The sequence below is a fragment of the Serratia sp. JKS296 genome, assembly GCF_900215445.1.
In the GTDB taxonomy this organism is placed as follows: domain Bacteria; phylum Pseudomonadota; class Gammaproteobacteria; order Enterobacterales; family Enterobacteriaceae; genus Serratia; species Serratia marcescens.
In genome coordinates this window covers 3,676,279-3,698,761 of the sequence record NZ_OCMX01000001.1, presented here as the reverse complement: position 1 = coordinate 3,698,761, position 22,483 = coordinate 3,676,279, and the positions used below count along the sequence as shown (strand labels likewise).

Annotated in this window: 19 protein-coding genes and 1 pseudogene; 5 read left to right on the top strand and 15 right to left on the bottom strand. The window is 58.8% G+C overall.

The genetic code is table 11. The features are described from left to right. Window positions 1–16: 16 nt before the first annotated feature. Entirely contained in the window at window positions 17–727 is a 711-nt protein-coding gene (locus CRO23_RS17710; protein ID WP_004939761.1) for a Bax inhibitor-1/YccA family protein, read from the top strand. Window positions 728–802: 75 nt separating this feature from the next. Here the strand turns inward: CRO23_RS17710 and CRO23_RS17705 are convergent, their stop codons facing one another. The 5 genes from CRO23_RS17705 to cecR are packed head-to-tail and all read right to left on the bottom strand — an operon-like array spanning window position 803 to window position 6,521. Next, complete coding sequence (locus CRO23_RS17705) at window positions 803–1,909, bottom strand: ABC transporter permease (RefSeq protein ID WP_097102583.1); 1,107 nt, start codon at window positions 1,907–1,909, stop codon at window positions 803–805. 12 nt (window positions 1,910–1,921) lie between these two features. Continuing rightward, window positions 1,922–3,076: an ABC transporter permease gene (locus CRO23_RS17700; protein WP_097102580.1), complete on the bottom strand. Its 1,155-nt coding sequence runs from the start codon at window positions 3,074–3,076 to the stop codon at window positions 1,922–1,924. Then, entirely contained in the window at window positions 3,073–4,809 is a 1,737-nt protein-coding gene (locus CRO23_RS17695; protein ID WP_016928675.1) for an ATP-binding cassette domain-containing protein, read from the bottom strand. The genes CRO23_RS17700 and CRO23_RS17695 overlap by 4 nt, the downstream gene beginning before the upstream one ends. 8 nt (window positions 4,810–4,817) lie before the next feature. Beyond that, complete coding sequence (gene hlyD / locus CRO23_RS17690; RefSeq protein ID WP_089184345.1) at window positions 4,818–5,804, bottom strand: secretion protein HlyD; 987 nt, start codon at window positions 5,802–5,804, stop codon at window positions 4,818–4,820. A gap of 18 nt (window positions 5,805–5,822) precedes the next feature. Then, complete coding sequence (gene cecR / locus CRO23_RS17685) at window positions 5,823–6,521, bottom strand: transcriptional regulator CecR (protein WP_016928673.1); 699 nt, start codon at window positions 6,519–6,521, stop codon at window positions 5,823–5,825. Between the two features lie 297 nt (window positions 6,522–6,818). Here cecR and rhlE point away from each other — a divergent pair, with 297 nt between their 5' ends. From rhlE to dusC, 3 genes are all read left to right on the top strand, one after another. Beyond that, the gene (rhlE, locus tag CRO23_RS17680) at window positions 6,819–8,192 is read left to right on the top strand and encodes an ATP-dependent RNA helicase RhlE (RefSeq protein WP_097102578.1); all 1,374 of its coding nucleotides are present in this window, start codon (window positions 6,819–6,821) and stop codon (window positions 8,190–8,192) included. A 113-nt stretch (window positions 8,193–8,305) separates the two neighbouring features. Next, window positions 8,306–9,265, top strand: a complete 960-nt coding sequence (locus tag CRO23_RS17675; protein WP_079449547.1) for a D-2-hydroxyacid dehydrogenase family protein — start codon at window positions 8,306–8,308, stop codon at window positions 9,263–9,265. 84 nt (window positions 9,266–9,349) lie between these two features. After that, window positions 9,350–10,282: a tRNA dihydrouridine(16) synthase DusC gene (dusC, locus tag CRO23_RS17670; RefSeq protein ID WP_097102576.1), complete on the top strand. Its 933-nt coding sequence runs from the start codon at window positions 9,350–9,352 to the stop codon at window positions 10,280–10,282. 77 nt (window positions 10,283–10,359) lie between these two features. On the opposite strand, the gene CRO23_RS24945 is transcribed toward dusC, so the two are convergent. Together CRO23_RS24945 and dgt are read right to left on the bottom strand one after the other, a co-directional pair. After that, window positions 10,360–10,965: a primase 1D-like protein gene (locus CRO23_RS24945; RefSeq protein WP_141398626.1), complete on the bottom strand. Its 606-nt coding sequence runs from the start codon at window positions 10,963–10,965 to the stop codon at window positions 10,360–10,362. Further along, entirely contained in the window at window positions 10,965–12,449 is a 1,485-nt protein-coding gene (gene dgt / locus CRO23_RS17665) for a dGTPase (RefSeq protein WP_097102573.1), read from the bottom strand. The genes CRO23_RS24945 and dgt overlap by 1 nt, the downstream gene beginning before the upstream one ends. Before the next feature lie 142 nt (window positions 12,450–12,591). Here dgt and CRO23_RS17660 point away from each other — a divergent pair. Continuing rightward, window positions 12,592–12,969 (top strand): annotated as a pseudogene (locus CRO23_RS17660) (tRNA-dihydrouridine synthase); the annotation flags it as partial. A 41-nt stretch (window positions 12,970–13,010) separates the two neighbouring features. On the opposite strand, the gene CRO23_RS17655 reads toward CRO23_RS17660, so the two are convergent. The 8 genes from CRO23_RS17655 to CRO23_RS17620 form a co-directional block, all read right to left on the bottom strand. Further along, window positions 13,011–13,277, bottom strand: coding sequence for a hypothetical protein (locus CRO23_RS17655; protein WP_004939738.1), 267 nt, complete (start codon window positions 13,275–13,277; stop codon window positions 13,011–13,013). Between the two features lie 246 nt (window positions 13,278–13,523). Continuing rightward, entirely contained in the window at window positions 13,524–14,570 is a 1,047-nt protein-coding gene (gene fbpC, locus CRO23_RS17650; RefSeq protein ID WP_079450923.1) for a ferric ABC transporter ATP-binding protein, read from the bottom strand. An 11-nt stretch (window positions 14,571–14,581) separates the two neighbouring features. Then, window positions 14,582–16,660: an ABC transporter permease gene (locus CRO23_RS17645; RefSeq protein WP_028127657.1), complete on the bottom strand. Its 2,079-nt coding sequence runs from the start codon at window positions 16,658–16,660 to the stop codon at window positions 14,582–14,584. A gap of 67 nt (window positions 16,661–16,727) precedes the next feature. Beyond that, window positions 16,728–17,759 (bottom strand): ABC transporter substrate-binding protein, encoded by a 1,032-nt coding sequence (locus tag CRO23_RS17640; protein WP_016928667.1) that lies wholly within the window; start codon window positions 17,757–17,759, stop codon window positions 16,728–16,730. Next, complete coding sequence (uhpC, locus tag CRO23_RS17635) at window positions 17,756–19,084, bottom strand: MFS transporter family glucose-6-phosphate receptor UhpC (RefSeq protein WP_255253524.1); 1,329 nt, start codon at window positions 19,082–19,084, stop codon at window positions 17,756–17,758. Before uhpC ends, CRO23_RS17640 begins: the two co-directional genes overlap by 4 nt. Before the next feature lie 60 nt (window positions 19,085–19,144). Further along, window positions 19,145–20,686 carry an MASE1 domain-containing sensor histidine kinase gene (locus CRO23_RS17630; RefSeq protein WP_016928665.1) on the bottom strand — a complete coding sequence of 514 codons (1,542 nt, stop codon included), beginning with the start codon at window positions 20,684–20,686 and terminating at the stop codon, window positions 19,145–19,147. After that, a complete protein-coding gene (locus CRO23_RS17625; RefSeq protein WP_049299527.1) occupies window positions 20,686–21,315 on the bottom strand; it encodes a response regulator transcription factor in 630 nt (209 codons plus the stop codon). Before CRO23_RS17625 ends, CRO23_RS17630 begins: the two co-directional genes overlap by 1 nt. A 392-nt stretch (window positions 21,316–21,707) precedes the next feature. Further along, entirely contained in the window at window positions 21,708–22,472 is a 765-nt protein-coding gene (locus CRO23_RS17620; RefSeq protein WP_048794765.1) for an arylamine N-acetyltransferase family protein, read from the bottom strand. Window positions 22,473–22,483 lie beyond the last annotated feature (11 nt).

The following is a 22,483-nucleotide window of genomic DNA, read 5'->3' as shown; positions in this document are numbered from 1 at the left end:
GCAAAAGGTAACCGTCATGGACCGATATCCACGCTCTAATGGTTCAATCGTCGAACGTGCCAACAGCGGCATTCAGGCCTACATGGCGCAGGTTTACGGCTGGATGACCTGCGGTCTGCTGCTGACGGCGTTCGTTTCCTGGTATGCGGCCAATACGCCCGCGATCCTCAACTTCATCTTCTCCAGCCAGATCACCTTCTTCGGTCTGATCATCGCCCAGTTGGCGCTGGTGTTCGTGATTTCCGGCATGGTCAACCGCCTGAGCGGCGCGGTGGCCACCTCGCTGTTCATGCTGTACTCGGCGCTGACCGGGCTGACGCTGTCGAGCATCTTCATCGCTTATACCTACAGCTCGATCGCCAGCACCTTCGTGGTCACCGCCGGCATGTTCGGCGCGATGAGCCTGTACGGCTACACCACCAAGCGCGATCTGAGCGGCTTCGGCAGCATGCTGTTCATGGCGCTGATCGGCATCGTGCTGGCCTCGTTGGTGAACATCTGGCTGAAAAGCACCGCGCTGATGTGGGCGATTACCTACATTGGGGTGGTGGTGTTCGTCGGTCTGACCGCGTACGACACGCAAAAACTCAAGGCGATGGGCGAGCAGCTGAACGCCGATGATAAAGACGGCTTCCGCAAGTACGCCATCGTCGGTGCGCTGACGCTGTATCTCGACTTCATCAACCTGTTCCTGATGTTGCTGCGTATCTTCGGCAACCGCCGCTAAATCCGTCGTCTTTCAAGCAGTCGCTTGAAATCCAAAGGACTTAACAGGCTCTGCATGTGACATGCAGAGCTTTTTTTATGCGATTTTGCGGCGAAACAGCGCGTAGGCGGCGCTGCCGGTGGTGGCGGTGATCACCAGCAGCGGCCACAGGCTGCGCCAGATGATGCTGAAGCTGGCGTCTTTCAGGTAGATCTGCTTGGTGATGTCGGTGAAGTGGCGTATCGGGTTCACCCAGGTCAGATCCTGCAGCCACACCGGCATATTCTCCACCGGCGAGACGTAACCCGAGAGCAGGATCGCCGGCATCATGAACACGAACACGCCGATAAACGCCTGCTGCTGAGTGGCGCACAGCGACGAGATCAGCAGGCCGAAACCGACCAGCGACAGCCCGTAGATCAGCATGGTGGCATAGAACAGCAGCAGAGATCCGGCGAACGGGATCTGGTACAGGAAGATGCCGATCAACAGCACGATGCTGGACTGGAAACTGGCGACGATCAGCGCTGGCACCGCCTTGCCGATAAAGATCTGCCAGGTGGTGAGCGGTGAGACCAGCAGCTGTTCCAGCGTGCCCTGTTCGCGTTCGCGCGCCACCGACAGCGAGGTGACGATCAGCACGCCGATGGTGGTGATCATGGCGATCAGCGACGGCACCACGAACCATTTGTAGTCCAGATTCGGGTTATACCAGTTGCGCACCACCAGTTCGCTGTTGTTGGGTTTGGCGCGGTTGCCGAGCAGCTCGTTCTGATATTCCTGCACGATCTGCTGCACGTAGTTGGCGGCGATCTGCGCGCTGTTGGAGTTGCGCCCGTCGAGCAGCAGCTGCAGCGGCGCGGTATTGCCGGCGGCGATATCGCGCGAGAACTGCGCCGGGAAGCGGATCAGCAGCAGCGCCTGTTGGTTATCAATGGTGGTCTTTATCTCCTGCGGGTTGCGCAGCAGCAGCACATGGGAGAAAGCTTTAGCCTTGGCGAAGCGTTGAGTCAGCTCCACCGAAGCCTGGCCGCTGTCCTCGCTGTAGACCGCGATGGTGGCGTTGGTCACCTCCAGCGTCGCGGCGAACGGGAACAGCAGCACCTGCAGGATCACCGGCATGATCAGGATGGCGCGGGTTTGCGGATCGCGCAGCAGCGCCTGCATTTCCTTGATGATGAGCGTCAACAGACGGTGAAACATCGCTCTTTCTCCTTAATCCAGCCGACGCTGGGTTTTCCAGGCCGTCAGGCCGATGAACACCACGGCGGAAGCGATCAGGAACAGCAGATTGATCGCCAGCACGGTGCCGACGTTGCCCGCCAGGAACAGCGTTTGCAGCGTGCTGACGAAGTAACGCGCCGGAATGATGTAGGTCACCGCGCGCACGATCGCCGGCATGCTGTCGATCTGGAAAATGAAGCCGGACAGCATGATCGACGGCAGAAAGGCGGCGTTCAGCGCCACCATCGCCGCGTTGAACTGGTTGCGGGTGAGGGTGGAGATCAGCAGGCCCATGCCGAGGGTGCTGGCGAGGAACAGGCTGCTGATCAGCAGCAGGATCGGCAGCGAACCGCGATAGGGCACGCCGAGCACCCACACCGCCACCGCCATGCACAGCGCCATGGCGATCATGCCGAGGAAGTAATAAGGGATCAGTTTGGAGAGCAGCAGCTCGCTGCGCGTCACCTGGGTGGACAGCAGAGCCTCCATGGTGCCGCGCTCCCATTCGCGGGCGATCACCAGCGAGGTGAGAATGGCGCCGATCACCGTCATGATGATGGTGATGGCGCCGGGAATGATGTAGTGCCGGCTGATGGCCGCCGGGTTGAACCAGTAGCGCATCTGTACGTCAATCAGCGGTTTGTCGTTGTTCCCCCGATCGGCGGCGCGCTGCTGCTGCCAAATTTGCCATACGCCCTGGGCATAGCCCTGCACGAAGTTAGCGGTGTTCGGCTCGCTGCCGTCGGTGATCACCTGGATAGGGGCGCTGTCGTGCGGGCGCGCCATGCGCTGGTCGAAATCCACCGGGATCACCACCAGGCCGCGGATCGTGCCGGCCTGCATCTGCTGGATCAGCTGTTGGCGGTTGTCGCTGATGGTCGGTTCGATATAGGGCGAACCGGCGAAGGCGTGGGCCAGATCGCGCGCGTCTTCGCTCTGTTGCTCCATCAGAATGCCCAGATGCAGCTTGCTGGAGTCCAGGTTGATGCCGTAGCCGAAGATGAAAAGCAGCATCAGCGGGATGACGAAGGCGATCAGGCCGCTGCTGGGATCGCGCAGTATCTGCCGCGTTTCCTTCAGGCACAGCGCGCGCAGCCGGCGCCAGGATAAGCCGCTCTCGTCGATTGGGGTTCGGTTATCGCTCACCGCGTTTCCTCCTCGTCGTAGCCTTGCACCAACTCAATAAACGCCTGCTCCATCGAAGGGCTGGGATTGTCGTCGCGCGCCACCTGCTGTTTGAGATCGTCCGGCGTGCCGGCGGCGATGATCTTGCCGCGATACACCAGGCCGATGCGGTCGCAGTATTCCGCCTCGTCCATAAAGTGGGTGGTCACCATCACCGTCACGCCCTTGTCGACCATGCCGTTGATGTGCAGCCAGAACTCGCGCCGCGTCAGCGGATCGACGCCGGAAGTCGGTTCGTCGAGGAACAGAATATCCGGTTCGTGCATCAGCGCGCAGGCCAGCGCCAGGCGCTGTTTGAAGCCGAGCGGCAACGCGTCCGGCGTCTGATCGAGGATCGGCGCGAAGTTGAAGGCGCGCGACATCTCGTCGATTTTGTCGCGCTGCGCCTTGCCGCTCAGGCCGTAGACGCCGGAGAAGAATTTCAGGTTCTGCGCCACCGTCAGGTTGCCGTACAGCGAGAATTTTTGTGCCATGTAGCCGAGGCGTTGGCGCGCCTTGCCGGAACTGGTCTTCAGATCCATCCCCAGCACCAGCGCCTTGCCGCCGGACGGCACCAGCAGGCCGCACATCATTTTGAAGGTGGTGGACTTGCCGGCGCCGTTCGGGCCGAGCAGGCCGAAGATTTCGCCGCGCCGCACCTGAAAATCGACGTGATCGGTGGCGGCGAAATCGCCGAATTTCTTGGTCAACTGCACCGCTTCGATCACCGTTTCGCCACTTTCGCCGTTGACGGTCGGCATGATCTCCGCCAGCGCCGAGCGATGGTTGGGGCCGCCGCCGAGCAGATCGATAAACGCATCCTCGAAGCGCGGATCCGCTTCGTTCAGTTCGGCGTCCGGCAGATCCAGCGCCTGCAGCAGCTGCCGGTGATCTTCGCCTTCTTTCAGGATCAGGCGCAGGTACTTGCCCTGGATCACGCCGTCGGTGACCGCCGGCAGGCAGATCGCCCGCTGCAGCAACGATCGATGGCTGCCCGGCGGCGCGGCGATCAACACCGTGCGCCCGGCCATACGGCGAGTCAGATCCTGCGGCGCGCCGCTGAACAGCAGCTCGCCCTCGTTGAGCAGCAGCACTTCGCGGCACTGCTCGGCTTCGTCGAGATAAGAGGTGCTCCACAGGATCAACATGCCGTCGTTGGCCAGCTCGTGCACCATGCGCCACAGTTCGCGGCGCGAGATAGGATCGACGCCGACGCCCGGTTCATCCAGCAGCAGCACCTGGGGGGCGCCCACCAGCGTGCAGGCCAGTCCCAGTTTTTGCTTCATGCCGCCGGACAGCTTGCCCGCCAGGCGCTCGGTGAAGCGGGTCAGGTCGGTGAATTTCAGCAGCCGTTCGAAGGTCTGACGCCGCAGATCGCCGGTGACGCCGCGCAGATCGGCGTACAGCGTCAGGTTCTCCATCACCGTCAGATCCTCATACAGTCCGAACTTCTGCGGCATGTAGCCGAGGATGGCGTGCAGTTGACGATCCTGGCCGATCGGATCCAGCCCGGCGACCCGCAGCTTGCCGCTGCTCGGCTGCAGCAGCCCGGCCAGCATGCGCAGCAGGGTGGTTTTGCCGGCGCCGTCCGGGCCGACCAGCCCGATCACCGCGCCGCTGCGCAGGGTGGTGGTCAGGCTGGCGACCGCCGGTTTCTCAAGCGACGGGAAGCGTTTTTCCAGCCCTTCCAGCTCGATGGTGTGCGCCTGTTCCATGTCCGGCCTCAGGGTTTGGCGAAGCGCAGGGTGACCGGCATGCCCTGGCGCAGTGCGTCGTCGGCGTCGGTGACGATCACCCGCAGGCGATACACCAGATCGGTGCGCAGATCCGGCGTTTCAACGCTTTTCGGCGTGAACTCTGCGGTCGGCGAGACGAAACCGATCTTGCCGTGGTAAGGCTTGCCGGGGCGGCCGTCGGTGTAAATTTCCAACTCGGTGCCGGGCACCGCCTGATTCAGGCTGGTCTCGTTGACGTAGGCGCGTACCCACACCGGCCGGGTCAGCGACAGGGTGAATACCGTGCCGCCGGCGCCGAGCATGGTGCCCGGCTCCACCGCGCGGGTCAGCACCGTGCCGGCGGAAGGGGAGATCAGCGTGGCGTCTTGCAGGTTCAACTGCGCCTGCGCCAGCGCCGCTTCGCTTTGCGCCACGTCGGCCTTGGCCTGTTCAATCTCTTGCGGGCGATTGCCGCTGCGGTATTGCGACAGCTTGTCCTTCGCCGCCTGCAGATTGGCCTGCGCCTGATTGCGGGCGGTGCGCGCATCCTCCAGCGCGTCGGCGGAGGTGGCGTTTTTCGCCCACAGCCCCTGCTGGCGTTTCAGGAAGCTGTCGGCATAGGTGAAGGCGGACTGGCGCTGCGCCATTTCTGACTGCACCTGGGCTATCTCTTCGGTGCGATAGCCGGCCTGCAGCAGCGACAGTTTGGCGCGCGCGCTGCCGACGTTGGCTTCGGCCTGCTGCAGCGCGTTGCGGTAGGGGGCGTCGTCCAGCTTGCCGAGCAGCTGGCCCGGCTGAACGGCATCGCCTTCATCCACCGTCAGCGACGCCAGGCGGCCGTCGACGCGAAAGCCGAGGTTGACCGTGCGGATATCGACGTTGCCGTACAGCGTCAGCGGCTTATCCTGCTGCTGTTGGTAATGCCAGACCCCGTAAGCGGCGGCCGCGATCAGCAGAATTAACAACACGATCAAGGCACTGCGTTTTTTGTTCATAACACTCCCTGCCTGAATTTACGCGCCATGACGTTGGCGCAGCCCAGTAACCAGAATTTCAATATGTTCGCTCAGCACCGCCGCGATTTGCGCCGCTTCGCCCTCGCCAATCTCTTGCCAGCCGGCCTGACGGCGGATGGTTTCGCGCGCCACGCGGAACGACAGCACCTCGCCGATCAGCGCATGGGTATGCAATACGAGGCGGGGAGCGTGTTCGTCGATGCCGGTGGCAGCCGACAGCAGGCGGCACAGCCGCTCGTGCATCGGCGCGATTACCTGGCGGTGGATCAGCGGGTAGGCCTCGGTCGGGGCGAGCTGTTCGCGTGACATGATTTTGCTCAGGTTCAGCGTGTGCGGCTGGGTCATCAGCTCGCTGAAGGCCAGCAGGCCACGCTGCAGCAAGCGTAGCGCCGCGTCGGGTGAGCGTTGTTCGGGCGCTTCTTGCCCAAAGCGATCGACCTCTTCGGCCAACGGGGCGAACGCCTGCTGGATGAAATCGGCGAGCGACTGCGCCACGGCCAGATACAGCCCCTCTTTGGAGCTGAAGTAGTAGGTAATGGCGGCGATGTTCTGGCCGGCGCGCTGGGCGATATCGCGCGTGGTGGCGCCCTGCAGGCCGAATTCACCGAACAGTTCGGTCGCCGCGGCGAGCAGCTGCCTGCGCGTTTGCTCGCCGCGCGCCCGGCCGGCGGCCTGATGAGGGACGGAAGCTGGCATGGGTCACGCTCGAAGTTAATCAATCATATGATTAACTTTATGCCAGATTGTCTAAAACGCAACCGCTAACCACAATGAGTTATGTGATCGGCTTCAGACAATGCTGAATTTACGGCAGATTGTGCTCTAGGTGCGTAAAAGTGCTTTTTATTGCGCGACTTCTGTTACAATCGGCGCCTGGTGCACTGCAGTTTGTGCCAATCCCTCGTGGTCATGCTTAATGCCCCGTCTGATCATCCTCCCAGGAAACTGCACCGAACACCGTTAGGTTAGGGGGGATCTGGAGTTTTTCTCTTTATGTCATTTGAAACCCTCGGCTTAAGTGCTGAAATTGTGCGCGCTGTTGAAGAACAGGGCTATCGCGAACCGACGCCAATCCAGCGTCAGGCTATCCCTGTCGTGCTGGAAGGTCGTGACCTGATGGCCAGCGCCCAGACCGGCACCGGTAAAACCGCCGGTTTTACCCTGCCGCTGTTGCAGCTGCTGAGCAAGCATGACCATCCGGTCAAAGGCCGTCGCCCGGTGCGCGCGCTGATCCTGACGCCAACCCGTGAGCTGGCGGCGCAGATCGGCGAAAACGTCGAGGCCTACAGCAAACACCTGCGCCTGCGTTCGCTGGTGGTGTTTGGCGGCGTGAGCATCAACCCGCAGATGATGAAGCTGCGCGGCGGCGTCGATATCCTGGTGGCGACGCCGGGCCGTCTGCTGGATCTGGAACATCAGAACGCGGTTGACCTGTCCAAAATCGAAATTCTGGTGTTGGACGAAGCGGACCGCATGTTGGACATGGGCTTTATCCACGACATCCGCCGCGTGCTGGCCAAGCTGCCGGCCAAGCGCCAGAACCTGCTGTTCTCCGCGACCTTCTCCGACGACATCAAGGCGCTGGCCAACAAGCTGCTGCACAACCCGGCCTCGGTGGAAGTGGCGCGCCGCAACACTGCGTCCGAGCAGATCGAGCAGAGCGTGCACTTCGTCGACAAGAAGCGTAAGCGGGAACTGCTGTCGCAGATGATCGGCGAAGGCGACTGGAAACAGGTGCTGGTGTTTACCCGCACCAAGCACGGCGCCAACCACCTGGCGGAACAGCTGAACAAAGACGGCATCACCGCTGCGGCGATCCACGGCAACAAGAGCCAGGGCGCCCGTACCCGTGCGTTGGCCGATTTCAAAGATGGCCGCATCCGCGTGCTGGTGGCGACCGATATCGCGGCGCGCGGTCTGGATATCGACCAGCTGCCGCACGTGGTGAACTATGAGCTGCCTAACGTGCCGGAAGACTATGTGCACCGTATCGGCCGTACCGGCCGTGCGGAACGCACCGGTGAAGCTATCTCGCTGGTGTGCGTGGATGAACACAAGCTGCTGCGCGACATCGAGCGTCTGCTGAAGCGTGAAATTCCGCGCATTGCGCTGCCGGGCTACGAGCCGGATCCGACCATCAAGGCCGAGCCGATCATCAACGGCCGCCAGGGCGGCGGACGCGGCGCGCCGCGCGGCAACGGCGGCGGCCAGCGTTCCGGTAACGGCGGCGGTCAGCGCAGCGGTAACGCGAACGGCGGCCAGCGTGAAAACCGTGGCAACGGCAACGCTCGCCCGCAGGGTGACGGCCAGCGCCGTTCCGGCGCGCCGTCTTCGCGCCACCCGCGCAATCGCAAACCGGCTGAATAAGCCTGATTGCTCAAAGAGTAAGCCGCCGATACGGGCGGCTTTTTTTTGTCTGGCGGAACGCCATTTTCGTACTAGGCTGGACGGTGGCTACCCCTACATTCCAGGAGACGGAGATGAAATTGAAGTGCGCAATTCTCGATGATTACCAGCAGGTGGCGCTCAAGATGGCGGACTGGTCGGCGCTGGCCGATCGGGTGGAGGTGTCCGCCATCAGCGCGCACTTTACCGATGAAGCGGAACTGGCGGTGCATCTGCAGGAGTGCGACATTTTGGTCATCATGCGCGAGCGCACGCCGATGACCGCCTCGCTGCTGGCGCGGCTGCCGAAGCTGAAGCTGCTGATCACCTCCGGCATGCGCAACGCCGCTATCGATTTGGCCGCCGCTGCCGAGCGTGGCGTAGTCGTGTGCGGCACCCGCAGCGGGTCGGCGGCGCCGATGGAGTTGACCTGGGCGCTGCTGCTCGGGCTGGCGAAGCATATCGTACCGGAAAGCGTCGGGCTGCAAAACAATGGCCCGTGGCAGCTGGGCTTAGGCGTCACGCTGCAGGGGAAAACGCTGGGGCTGCTGGGGTTAGGCAAGATCGGCGGCCAGATGGCCCGGGTGGCGCAGGCGTTCGGCATGCGGGTGCTGGCCTGGAGCCAGAACCTGACGGCGGAACGGGCGGCGCAGGAGGGCGCTGAGCTGGCGTCATCCAAACGGGCGCTGTTTGAGCAGAGCGATTTTGTCTCCATTCACCTGGTGCTGAGCGACCGCAGCCGCGGGTTGGTAGGGCGGGACGAATTGGCGGTGATGAAGCCCACCGCTTACCTGATCAACACCTCGCGCGCGGGCATCGTCGATCGGGCGGCGTTGGTGGACGTGCTGCAACAGCGGAAGATCGCCGGCGCCGGGCTGGACGTGTTCGAGACGGAGCCGTTGCCGGCCGACGATGTGTTTCGCCAACTGCCCAACGTGCTGGCGACGCCGCATGTGGGTTATGTGGCGGACGACAACTACCGCGCCTACTTCACCGAGGCGGTCGAGGACATTGCGGCGTTCCTCGCCGGCCAACCGATCCGCCGGCTGGGCTGACGGCATTTTTAATGCCCGCAGAGGCTTGTCTGGCGCGGGCATTCACCCGTATCATTGCGGGTCTTTTTTTAGCTGGGATTGGTCATGCGCGTATTATTGGCTCCGATGGAGGGCGTTCTCGACTCTTTGGTGCGTGAGTTGCTCACCGACGTGAACGACTACGATCTGTGCATCACCGAATTTTTGCGCGTGGTCGATCAACTGCTGCCGGCCAAGTCGTTCTACCGGCTGTGCCCGGAGCTGCGTCACGCCAGCCGCACGCCATCGGGCACGCTGGTGCGGGTACAGCTGCTGGGGCAGTACCCGCAATGGCTGGCGGAGAACGCCGCGCGTGCGGTGGAGCTGGGCTCTTACGGCGTCGATCTCAACTGCGGCTGCCCGTCCAAGCTGGTGAACGGCAGCGGCGGCGGGGCGACGCTGCTCAAAGATCCGGAATTGATCTACCAGGGCGCCAAGGCGATGCGCGCGGCGGTGCCGGCCCATCTGCCGGTCACGGTGAAGGTGCGTCTGGGCTGGGATTCCTCCAGCCGCAGCTTTGAAATCGCCGATGCGGTGCAGCAGGCGGGCGCCAGTGAGCTGACGGTGCACGGCCGCACCAAAGAGGACGGCTACAAGGCGGATCGCATCAATTGGGCGGCGATCGGCGAGATCCGTCAGCGGCTGAGCATCCCGGTGATCGCCAACGGCGAGATCTGGGATCACCAGAGCGCGCAGGATTGCCTGCAGGCGACCGGCTGCGACGCCGTCATGCTGGGGCGCGGCGCGCTCAACGTGCCGAACCTGAGCCGGGTGGTGAAGTATAACGAGCCGCGCATGCCCTGGCCGCAGGTGGTTGAGCTGCTGCAAAAATATGTCCATCTGGAAAAGCAGGGCGACACCGGCCTGTATCACGTGGCGCGCATCAAACAGTGGCTGGGTTATTTGCGTAAAGAATATGACGAAGCCACCGAACTGTTCAGCGAAATACGCGCGCTGACGACGTCAGGGGATATTGCGCGCGTCATCTGCCGCAGCTAAAAATAAACCCGCGCGCGGCGGGTTTATTTAAAATGGTATTATCAGGCGGCTTTGTCGAGACGGTTCATACAATAAAATTAAATTAATATATCTCCAGTCGTGCTACCTATATAAACTGGTGCGGATTTATATTTTCTGGTATTGTTTGTTATTCTCAGGGATGCGTATCCTGACATTAGTCTATGACCTATCCAACGAGTATCAGTTACTTTTTCTCCGGATTTAGGATTTAATAAAATTAAATAACCCATAAAATTTATCCACTGATTGTATGTGAGTAGCTTCGTTCCATATGCATGAATAGAACGCCCACTATTATAGATATTAAACTCTATACCCCAAAACTCAGATGTTTGTTTGAGAGCTATTACTGTCGATTCTGTTCTCTTTTTTGCTAAAAAATCTATCATTGGGATATGATAAATTATATTGTCAACTTTTATTAATGAAAGAGCTGATAACTCTTCATCTGGTTTTAATTCGGAAATATTTTTGATTATTGACTCAATGGTTAAGTTATTCCTATTAATCTCAATTACTATCCTGCGGCCATAATTGTTTTTTTTATCAGAGTATTTACTGAAGAAAAATGATACATTGCTGTGCGGAGAGCTTAGTATTGGGTCAATATTAGACAGCGCTAAGATATCATTAATTGGACCTTTGTTGAGACTATCATGCATCATTTCACCTTAATTCCAGTTAGGGATTGATAAAGCTCTAGAGCATATTGATCGGTCATTCCTGATATGAAGTCGATAATTAGATGTGCACGTAAATTCCATTCTGAATGAATGCTGGTTTTTTCATCTGTGTTTTGAATATATGATTTCAAATATTTTTCTGGTAATGTTCGATATAATCTAACGGCTACTTTACTAATCGATGAGCTCTTCTCTTTTTTTGTTAATGCAATGAAGTCATGCTGTTCTATCTCCAGTAAAGGGGAGTAGCAATTTAATATTCCAGATATTATGCTGTGGCCTGACAATTCAGTCATTTCTACTTCGGAAGAAGAGAAAATAAATTCCTTGGTGAAACTTTTTAGTTGAGAAAGGATTGCGGTTATATCTTTATTATCATTATCTTCTACAAGTAAAGGCTCTGTTCTTTTAAACTGCATGATATTATCGAAGTCTTCTACGAAATTATCTGCGGCCTTCTTAACTAGCAATCTTGATAACGTTGTTTTAAATTCAGTGAATTGTGATATTTTTTTATTACTCCGATTGTCATCACATATTTCAAGTATTTTCCTAACATCATTGTTATATAATGATGAGTTTAAAGATGTTTTTTCTTTAATGAATTCATATAATTCTTCATCAGTTACAATACCTTTCTCAATTCCATCCTCGATATCACTAGTGCAATATGAAATATCATCAGCAGCTTCCATTATAAAAGTTAGAGGATGTCTACAATTTTCTGGTATAGACAATTCTTGCCATGTTTCTTTTACAATATCTTCTTCTGTAGAAAAATAGCCAATTTTGGATGTTAAGTGGTTTTCCTCTATTTTCTTATAATTGGAACCGCCATGTGTATATTTCAAGGATGCTGCGATTTGAGTATATGTGAAGTTGAGCCCGGTGATGCCATCGTCACCTTGCAACTTTGTTACGATTCTTATTGCTTGAGGGTTACCATCGAAAGATGTGAAATCTTTTAGTTGAATTAATTTTCTAAATTTGTCATCTATTTTTTCTTTATTTTTTAATAAGCCTGATTTTCTAAGTATCAGGGTTAGTTTCTCTTCGTTTTTAAACCATTCAGATATAGTGGACTCACCAAAATGACCAAAGGGAGGGTTGCCAATATCATGCATTAAACATGTTGTTTCTACTATTGACTTAATAGACTTATCATTGTTTATCCAAAATGCTTGGTCTTTGTTTTTTTCATTGCTTGGTTTTTTTAATTCTTTAGTGATGGCATGGACTATATAATCTCCAATGTGAGCCACTTCTAATGAGTGAGATAAGCGACTTCTCACGGCAGAGTTGCTTTCAAGAGAGAACACTTGAGCTTTTTGTTGCATACGCCGGAATGGAGCTGAGTATATCAATCTTCCTTTGTCGCTAATAAAAGCATCTTCCAAATCATATTTTGTCCTAGTATCCACTTTTTTATATGTAATTGTTTTTTCTAAAGTACAGTTGGTCATGATATCCTACTTTGTTAATTTTATAACTATATTTCCGCTACATAAGATAGCTTTGCTCTATAACTGTATCATCTGATAAATTATTGTAAATCAATTTAACCCGAGAAATCTATATATTGAATAGATTACACTCGAGTATCAAAGGAATTACACCTTGTATATCGCAGTGCAGCAGGCGGGCGCCAGCGAGCTGACGGTGCACGGCCGCACAAAAGAGGATTGCCTGCAGGCGACCGGCTGCGACGCCGTCATGCTGGGGCGCGGCGCGCTCAACGTGCCGAACCTGAGCCGGGTGGTGAAGTATAACGAGCCGCGCATGCCCTGGCCGCAGGTGGTTGAGCTGCTGCAAAAATATGTCCATCTGGAAAAGCAGGGCGACACCGGCCTGTATCACGTGGCGCGCATCAAACAGTGGCTGGGTTATTTGCGTAAAGAATATGATGAAGCCACCGAACTGTTCAGCGAAATACGCGCGCTGACGACGTCTGGGGATATTGCGCGCGTCATCTGCCGCAGCTAAAAATAAACCCGCGCGCGGCGGGTTTATTTAAAATGGTATTATCAGGCGGCTTTGTCGAGACGGTTCAATTCTATCTCGATATCCTGAATGGTTTTTTCCAGTCCTTCCAGACAGGCGCCCTGTTTATTCAACAGGTCGTTAATGGCTTCGGCGAATGCCTTATTTTTGCATTCCCCCTGATCGAAGGCCAGCCAGTGTGCGGAGAGCGTCTCGGTATTCGCCTGCGCATAGTGGCGCATTTCCTTCAGCTGGGAAGCGACGTTGCGTAAATTATCCAGCTGCGCCTGTGCGTTTGCATTGTTGCTCATGAATTTCTCCTTGAGTTGGCCGTTAAATAATTTCGATTGCGGGATTAAGCTTACCCTATTTAAATGAAAATATCACCCTGAGTGAACTGGGTGGTTATTTTTTAGTGGGTGTGGTTATGTTTATTTTTCGGCTTAACAAGGACTTGGGTGGAATTGTAAAAATAGATAAATACGGTGTTTTTGGCGATTATTTTCGGCCATCCCGTTCGGGATGGCCGTTATTCTAACTCTTAAGAGTGATGCTTATTATGCCGCATCCGCCAGCATAAACATGCCGTAGGGATGAATTTCCAGATAATACTGCTCGCCGACGTTCGGCTGCAGGCGGGTGGCGTTAACCTGCAGCAAAATCTGCTGTCCGTGCCATGCCACCGTCACCTCATACTGCGGCCCCATGTAGGCGACATGTTCGATCACGCAGCGCTGGCTTTCATCGCCATGCTCGCTCAGCGTGATCGCCTCCGGGCGCACGCCCACCATGCCGGCGCCCTGGGCGGCAAAGTGCGCGGGGCGCGGCAGGCGATAGCCGCTGATATCGACATGTTCCGCGCTGAAACTGGCCGGGAACAGGTTGGCGTCCCCCATAAAGCTCGCCATAAAGCGCGAAGCGGGCTGCCGATAGAGATCCTGCGGCGAACCCATCTGCATGATATGCCCTTTGTTCATCACCAGCACGGTGTCTGAGACCGCAAAGGCCTCGCTCTGATCGTGGGTGACGTACAGCGACGTGATATCAAACTGCTTTTGCAGCTCGCGGATCTTTTCGCGCATGCTGCGGCGCAGGTTGGCGTCGAGATTGCTCAACGGCTCGTCGAACAGCAGCACTTTCGGCTTGAGGATCAGCGCGCGCGCCAGCGCCACGCGCTGCTGTTGGCCGCCGGAGATCTGATCGACATAGCGATCGTCGAACCCCGCCAGATCCACCATCGCCAGCGCTTCCTGCACGCGCGCTTTCACTTCGGCGCGCGGAATGCCGAGCATCTTCAGGCCATAGCCGACGTTCTCCCCCAGCGACATGTGCGGGAACAGGGCATAAGACTGGAATACCATGCAGATATCACGCTGCTGGATAGAACGATGGGTGACGTCTTCACCATCAATGAATATCTGCCCGTCGCTCGGTTTCTCCAGCCCGGCGACCAGGCGCAAAATGGTGGTCTTGCCGCAGCCGGAAGGGCCGAGCAGCGTCACCATTTGCCCCCGTGGGATGGTGAGCGTGATGTTATCGATTACCGTGTTGCTGCCGAACCGTTTGGAGACATTACGCAGTTCAACGAAATTTTTCTGGCTCATCATGGGCTCCATTACGCCTGGTTTTTGGCTTTTGAACGGGAGATGCGTGCCTCACCGATCAGCCAGTCAAAGAGGAAAATAATCGCCAGCATCACCACGATCAGAATTGAACCGTAGGCGATCGCCACGCCGTATTCGCCGTCTTCCACGCGGTTGAGGATGTAGGCGGTGGCCACGCGGGTATCGGGAGTGACCAGGAAGACGATGGCGCTGACGGTGGTGATGGCGCGCACGAAGCTGTAGATCAGCGCCGACAGGATCGCCGGGCGCAGCAGCGGCAGCAGAATGTGCGTGATGGTGCGCAGCGAGCCGGCGCGCAGGCTGAGCGAGGCTTCGTCCAGCGATTTGTCTATCTGGCCCAGCCCGGCGATCCCGGCGCGAATGCCCACCGGCACGTTGCGCATCACCATCGAGATAATCACGATGGCGGCCGTCCCGGTGAGGTACACCGGCGCGCTGTTGAAGGCGAGAATGTAAGAGACGCCCGCCACGGTGCCCGGCACCGCAAAGCACAGCATGGTGGTGAACTCGATGGTCTTTTTGCCCTTGAACTGCTGGCGCACCACGATCCAGGCGATCAGCAGACCGAACGCGGCGGTGATCGGCGCGGCGATCCCGGCGTACAGCAGCGTGTCGAGCAGCGAAGGCCACGCGCCGTCGCTCATGCCCTGGCCGAACAGCTTGATGAAGTTATCCAGCGTCAGCGTGTAATCCACCCCCCAGTTGACGGTGAAGCTGCCGTAGAAAATGCTGCCGTAGAGCAGGGCGTTAAAGGCGATCCACACCGCCAGCAGCGCGATCACGCTCCACACCAGCGTGACCGGCAGCGGCTGCACGTCGCCGCGGTAGGATTTGCCGGACACGGTGACGTAGGAACGCTTGCCGATCCACAGGTACTGGATGCAGAACACCAGCAGCGAGAACAGCAGCAGGAAGGCGCCGAGGGTGCTGGCGGCCTGATAGTCGAGCTGCGAGCCGGTGATGTAGAAATAGATTTGCGTCGCCAGCACGTCGAAGTTGCCGCCGAGCACCAGCGGGTTGCTGAAGTCGGCCAGCGATTGCACCACCACGATCAGAAACGCGTTGGCCAGCGCCGGTTTCAGCAGCGGCACGAACACGCCGTTAAAGGTTTGCCAACGGCTGGCGCGCAGGGTGTAGGAGGCCTCTTCCAGCGAAGGATGAATAGTCTTGATCGCGCCGTCGAGGATCATGAACGCCATCGGCGTGAACGCCAGCACCTGCGCCAGCCAGATGCCGGTAAAACCATACAGCCAGTTGGTGTTGGTCAGGCCGAACCAGGTCACCATCCACTCGGTGACGTAGCCGGAGCGCCCCATCATCAGCGTGACGCCCAGGCCGACGACGAACGGCGGCGTGACGATGGGCAGGATGGAGAAGATGCGGCCGATAATGGCGCTGCGTTTGGCGATGCGGGTGGTGTAAATCGCCAGCACCAGGCCGAAGAAGGTGCAGCCGGCGCCGACCGCGATCGACAGGGCGATGGAGTTGAGGATCACCTGAACGATATGCGCCTGCGACAGCACGTTCATAAAGGCCAGCGGCGCGAACGCGCCCGTCTGGTCGGTAAACATCGGAATGAAAATCGCGATGCTCGGCCAGACGATGAAGACGCCGATCAGCGCCACGATGGTGACCAGCGCGCCGATAACGAAACGGTCGCCGCCCAGCCATTCGAGGCGGGTCAGCGCCAGCGTCATGATGGCGCCCAGCGCGGTCAATTGCACCAGGGTGGCGTAGCCTAAGCCGCGTCCCGCCACCGTGGCGCTGACGACGATAAAGGCCATGCACAGCAGCGCCCAGCCGGCGTCGAACGCGTGCCGCCGCCGCCGTTCACCGCCTGCCGCGGCGTAGGGGCGAAGCAGCAGCAGACTCGGCAACAGGCACCAAAGCCAGCTGATATTGCGGTGTGACCAGCCGTAGGCCGCGAGGATTTCATCGCCGGTGGACTCCAGCAGGCCGTAATCCAGGCTCCAGCTCGGCAGCAGGGCGAACGCCAGCCAGCCAAGCAAAACCCAAAGGAATATCGCATCTCGTTTTTTCACGAGATGGAGTGCATGTGTATGTGACATAAGTTTCCCGGATGTTCAGGCCGGGTAAGGCGTGAGGCTTACCCGGCAACAGGCGCAGAATGTGGGCTTATTTACCCATCTTGACTTCGCTGACCCATTTGTTGATCAGCGCCTTGCGGACCTCGGTCGAGCCGTACTTGTCCATGTCGTAGTTGATCAGCTTCAGGTCGTCGAGCTTCAGCGAGTTCGGCGAGGTGTCGGCGGTGGTATTGGTCAGGATCTGATAGGACTTGCCTTTCTTCCACGCCAGCTCCTGCGCCTCTTTCGACAACACCCAATCCACGAACAGCTTGGCGTTGTCGAGGTTGCGCGCGCCTTTGAGGATGCTGACGCCGCCGATTTCGTAGCCGGTGCCTTCACACGGCGAGATCAGCTCAAGCGGCGCGCCCTGTTCCTTTTCGAGCGAGTAGTCATGCAGGAAACCGATGCCGATCGCCGTTTCACCGCGGGCGGCGTTGCGCGCCGGGGCAATGCCGGACTTGGTGTACTGCGAAACGTTGGCGTTCAGCTGCTTGAGGTAATCGAACGCCTGATCGTCTCCCCACAGCTGGGCGAAGGTCGCCAGCGCGGTGTAGGCGGTGCCGGAGCTTTGCGGATCGGCGATTTGAATCTCGCCCTTGTATTCCGGCTTGGTCAGGTCTTTCCAGCACTTGGGCACCGGCAGGTTTTTCTCTTTCAGGCGCTGGGTATTGACGCCAAAGCCGAGAATGCCGACGTAGACCGCCGAGGAGTAGTTGCCTTTCAGCTTGGCCGGATCGCGGAATTGCGTCATCACCTGTTCGAGGTTCGGCGATTTGTACGGCTGCAGCAGCCCCATTTCACCGGCCTGGGATTGCGGATCGAGCGTGCCGCCATACCAGACGTCTGCCTGCGGGTTCTTTTTCTCGGCGTCCACTTTTGCCAGCGTGCTGCCGGAACCGTTGCGGATGAACGAGGTTTTCACGTCATATTTCTCGCCGAAGGCTTTGGTTTCCGCTTCGCACATTTCATTGGTGGCGCTGCAGTAAACCACCAGGCGGCCCTTGGCGTGCGCGGCGCCGCTCAGCGTCGCCAGCGCGATGCCGGACGCTATCAGGGTAGTGACCCACGTTTTTTTCATTGTTTTATCCTTCTCTCGGTAGAGGTGGTAACGCTCGCCAGCAGCAGCGGCATCAGCAATAAACCCATAAGAACGGCGGCGATCGACAGCAAACTGAACATGCCTGACCAGCCATAGCCTTCGATGACCCGCGACAGCGGCCAGCCCGCCAGCGCCGCCCCCAGATAGGCGAACAGGCCGAGAAAGCCGGTGATGGAGCCCGCGGCGCCTTTGTGCCCGCATTCCACGGCGGCGAGGCCAATCAGCATCTGTGGGCCGAAAACAAAGAAGCCCACCGCAAAGAAACAGCCCGCCAGCAGCGCGTAGTGATGCACCGGCGCCAGCCACAGCGCGGCGACGGACACCATCAGCCCAAGCGTGAACAGCAAAATCATCGGTGCGCGCTGCCCGCCGAACAGCACATCCGAGCCCCAGCCGGCGAACAGCGCGCCGAGTAGGCCGCCTATCTCGAACAGCATCACCGTCGCGTTGGCGCTGAGCAGGTTGGCGCCGTGACTTTCCGTCAGCCACAGGTTGCCCCAATCGTTCAACGCAATGCGGATCAGGTAGACCAGCACGTAAGAGACGCCCAGCAGCCAGATCATCGGGTTCTTCAGCATCGTGGTGCGCAACATCCGCCACAGCCCCATCGGCGGGCTTTGCTGTTCCTGGCGCAGCTCCAGCGGATCGTGGCGCCACCGGCCGACCGACGGCAGGCCTTCTTCCTGCGGCGTGCCTGTCAGCCGCCGCATGAGCCAGAGGCCTAACACCATGCTGACGGCCCCCGGGATCAACATCGCCGCCTGCCAGCCCCAGCGCTGGGCGGCGAAGGCGCTGATCAGCGGCACGATCGCGCCGCCGAGGTTGATCGACATATTCCAGCAGCCCCACCAGAAGCCGCGCTCGTTGCGCGAATACCAGTGGGTCAGCAGCCGCGCGCAGGGCGGCCAGCCCCAGCCCTGAAAGAAGCCGTTCAGCGCCCAGACCGCCAGCAGCAGCGTCAGCGATTCGCCGAAGGCGAACGCCACGTTCAGCACTCCGGTGGCGAACAGGCCGATCCCCATAAACCCGCGCTGCCCATGGCCGTCGTGCCACAACCCGGCGGCGAATTTCGACAGGCCGTAGCTCAGATAAAACAGCGAGCCGAGCAGGCCGATGTCCCCTTTATCCAGCCCCAAATCCGTTTGCAGCGCCGGCAGCACGTAATTCACGCTTTTGCGCGTCAGATAAAAGGCGGCGTACCCGATGACCATATACAGCAGCAGTCGCGGGCGCAGCGCGCGGTAACGATGATCGATTTCAGATGCCGAGCGTGCTTGCATAGCCGCCTCCCTGGTGCTGACTATAAGAAGGTGAAAGGGAAAGGGGATGAGAGAAAGTCCGGAGTGGCTAAGACTTTTTCCTAGTTAGTCGGCGGTTTGTTGCAAATTTGTGGGCAGGTTAACAATTACTCGGGTGCCGCGCTGCGTTTCCAGCGTCAGTTCGCCGCCGAGCGCGCTGACCCGTTCGCGCATCCCCTGAATGCCGAAGCCGGGCACCTTGTCCGCACGGATGCCGATGCCGTTGTCCCGCACCTCGAGGTGCAAAAGCTCCCCCTGTTGATGCAAGACGATGGCGACTTCGCTGGCTTCGGCGTGTTTGCACACGTTGTTGAGCAGCTCTTGCAGCAGCCGGTAGAGGGTGAAGCGCACCGTCTCGCCGGCGGGCGTGTCGATGAGTCGGTAGTCGAAACGGCAACGGATGCCTCGTTCGCTGAAGGCGAATTCATTCAGCAGGTGGTGAAGCGCGTCTTTGAACGCCAGCTCGTCCAGTGCGGGCGGGCGAAGCTGGCGCAGCAGCTGGCGCGTGGAGTGATGAATGCGCCGGGCGAGATCGGCTATCTGGTTCGCGGCGGCCTGGGTTTGCGCCGGATCGCGCGCCCGCTTGACCAGCTGCGACTGAATTTGAATCGCGGTGATGTTCTGGCCGATTTCATCGTGCAACTCGCGCGCCAGGTTTTTCCGCGTGTCTTCTTCGGTGTGGATCAGTTTTTCGGTCAGCGCCCGCCGCGCCGCCAGCTCTTCTTCCAGCCGTCGGCGATAATGGTGCAGGTTTTGCGCCAGATGTTGCTGGCGGCTGATGGCGATGCCCAGACCGATGCCGAGCAGCGCCTGCGTCGCCAGAAAGATTTCCAGCTCGACCAGATTGCCGAACCCCACGCCGACCTGCCGGGCGAGGGTGATCATCATGCTGCCGAGCAGGCCGGACAGCACGCCGCCCTGCCAACCGAACTTCCACGCCATCACCACGTTCGGCAGAAACACCACGATCAGCAGCAGGCGTTCGATTTCCGGCGACAGCACCATCTGGGTGCCGATGCCGATAACGAAAAACAGGCTGCACCAGATGATTAAGGAGGCGCGCAGCGGCGGGTTGGTGGTGTCCAGCCCCAGCAGGTGGTAACGGTGCTGCTGGCGCAGAAATTCAAAGATCAGGTAGACGAACGGGGTCAGCAAGACGCCGCCGGTAAACGACGCCAGGCCGAGCAGCATCGCCGGGCTGTGCGCGAAAGGCGCAAGCAGGGCGGTATTGAGCAACGAGGCGGCGGTCACGGCGGCCAGCAGCAGCGTCAGCCGCTGCCAGTAGAGCGGAAAACGGCGCCAGAACCGCTGCGCGAGCGCGGCCGGGAGCAGGGTGATGAACGGCGCGGCCAGCAGGCTGTAGCCGCTCAGCAGGCGTTCGCCGTGCAGCCAGAACAGCAGCAGCACCGGCGGTATCATCAGGGCGGGCCAATAGCGGCGCGCCAGCAGGATCAGCAGCGCGAGATAGACGCCGTGAGGCAGAAACAGCGCCGCCTGATTGCCGTTGTGGGTCAGGTAGAAACCGAGCGTCCACAGCATCAGCCAGCCGCTGCCCCAGGCCAACAGGATAAACAGCGAGATAACCCAGGGCCGGAAGCGGGGTGACATCAATGCCCCGCCAGCAGCTGATGGTCGAGGGCGAAATGCACAAGCTCGATGGTGCTGTTGCACTGCAGCTTGCCCAGGACGTTGGCGCGATGCACGTGCACCGTTTTATGGCTGAGATCGAGCTTGAACGCGATCTCCTTTACGCTGTCGCCTTTGACCAGCAGATCGAAGATCTCGCGCTCGCGCGGGGTCAACGCTTCCAGCGCCGTGGCCGGCTGCTCGCCGCCGCGCAGCGCCCGCAGCGCGTCGGCGCACAGGTAATGGCCGCCCATATCGACGGAGCGCACCGCCTGCACCAGTTCTTCCGGCCCGCAGCGTTTGGTCAGATAGCCGCTGGCGCCGGCATCCAGCGCGCTCTGCACGAAGGTCGGGGAGTCATAGATACTGAGGATGATCGCGCGGAACTGCGGCTTCTGCGCCCGCAGGCGTTTCAACAGGCTCAGGCCGTTTTCATCCGGCATGGCGATGTCCATCACCGCGACGCTGACGTCGTCGCGCAGCAATGCCGGCCAGGCTGCCGCCGCGCTGCTGTATTGCCCCACCACGTTGAGATCGTCTTCGAGGCTGAGCAATTGCGCAAAGCCGGAGCGCACCACCACATGGTCATCCACCAGTATCACACGGATCATTTTCGCACTCTGTTGCCGAATCATGACCCTATGATGCCTGCCGCCGCGGTGCTGGCAATCAGCCAAGCGCGGTTATGCAATCGATGTAACAGAATCGTAATAAAAGGATACCGTTGTGCGTAATGCTGGTCACTTAAGCCTGACTGGCATTTTTTTATCCAGTCTCTGTACGTGGCGTGCAGGATGAATTGCCGTAAATGCCCAGAATTTCTCTGTTACTACAATGAACGGCAATTGGAGGGGCCGAAGGCGCGGCCCCTCCACCCGCGTCTTCGGCCCCTGGCTCGGTCGAGGCGTATGAGCCTCATGGCGCATCTCATCTTTATCGACCGAAAACTGCACAAATACGTTCAGAAAAACGCTAACTGACCAGTATTACGCCGCCGGCGCCGTCAACGATCCAAATCGATGGCGAAATGCTGCCACAGCGCGGCGCGGCGTTCCTCTTCCGAATGCAGCGTCGTTTCGTGGCGCTGGTGATCTTCGGTCACGATCAGCTTCATGTCGCTGAGGGTCACCCGGCCGTGTTCCGTCGGCCGTGAACACACCAGGCGTTGGGTGAAATGCGACTGCGGCGAGGTGCTGTGGAACCGGCACATCTCGTCGAACTCGTGCAACTCGCGCGGCTGAACGGTAAAGCGATACAGCGTTTTGGCATGCGAGCGTTGGTCGCCGTTGCGGCGCTCCAGCAGGTAATACTCGCCTTCCCGCTCCAGGTGGAAGGTGCCGCTGGCCTGCGGTTGCGGCTCGGCGGCGACGATCTTCAGCGGCGTCAGGAAGGAATCGCCGAAACCGACGTCCACCAGCCAGGCCTGCTCCGCCAGATCCACCCGCAGCGCCAGATGGTCGTAGGGCGGGCCGAAATGGCCGTCGCGCGCGCGGATCTCGCCGGAGATGAAGCTCACCTTGAAACCGATCTCCCGCAGCAGCAGGGCGAACAGCGTGTTCAGCTCATAACAGAAACCGCCGCGGTTACGCTCCACCACCTTGCTGAACAGCGCTTCGGGCGCCAACTGAATGCCCTGATGATAAATAATGCTCAGGTTCTCGAACGGTACGCTCAGCATGTGGCGATGGTGCAGCTGTTGCAACGTGGGGAGATCAGGGCGGGCGGCGCCGGCAAAGCCGATATGCTGCAGGTAGCGTTGGGTATCCACAGGGTGTCTCG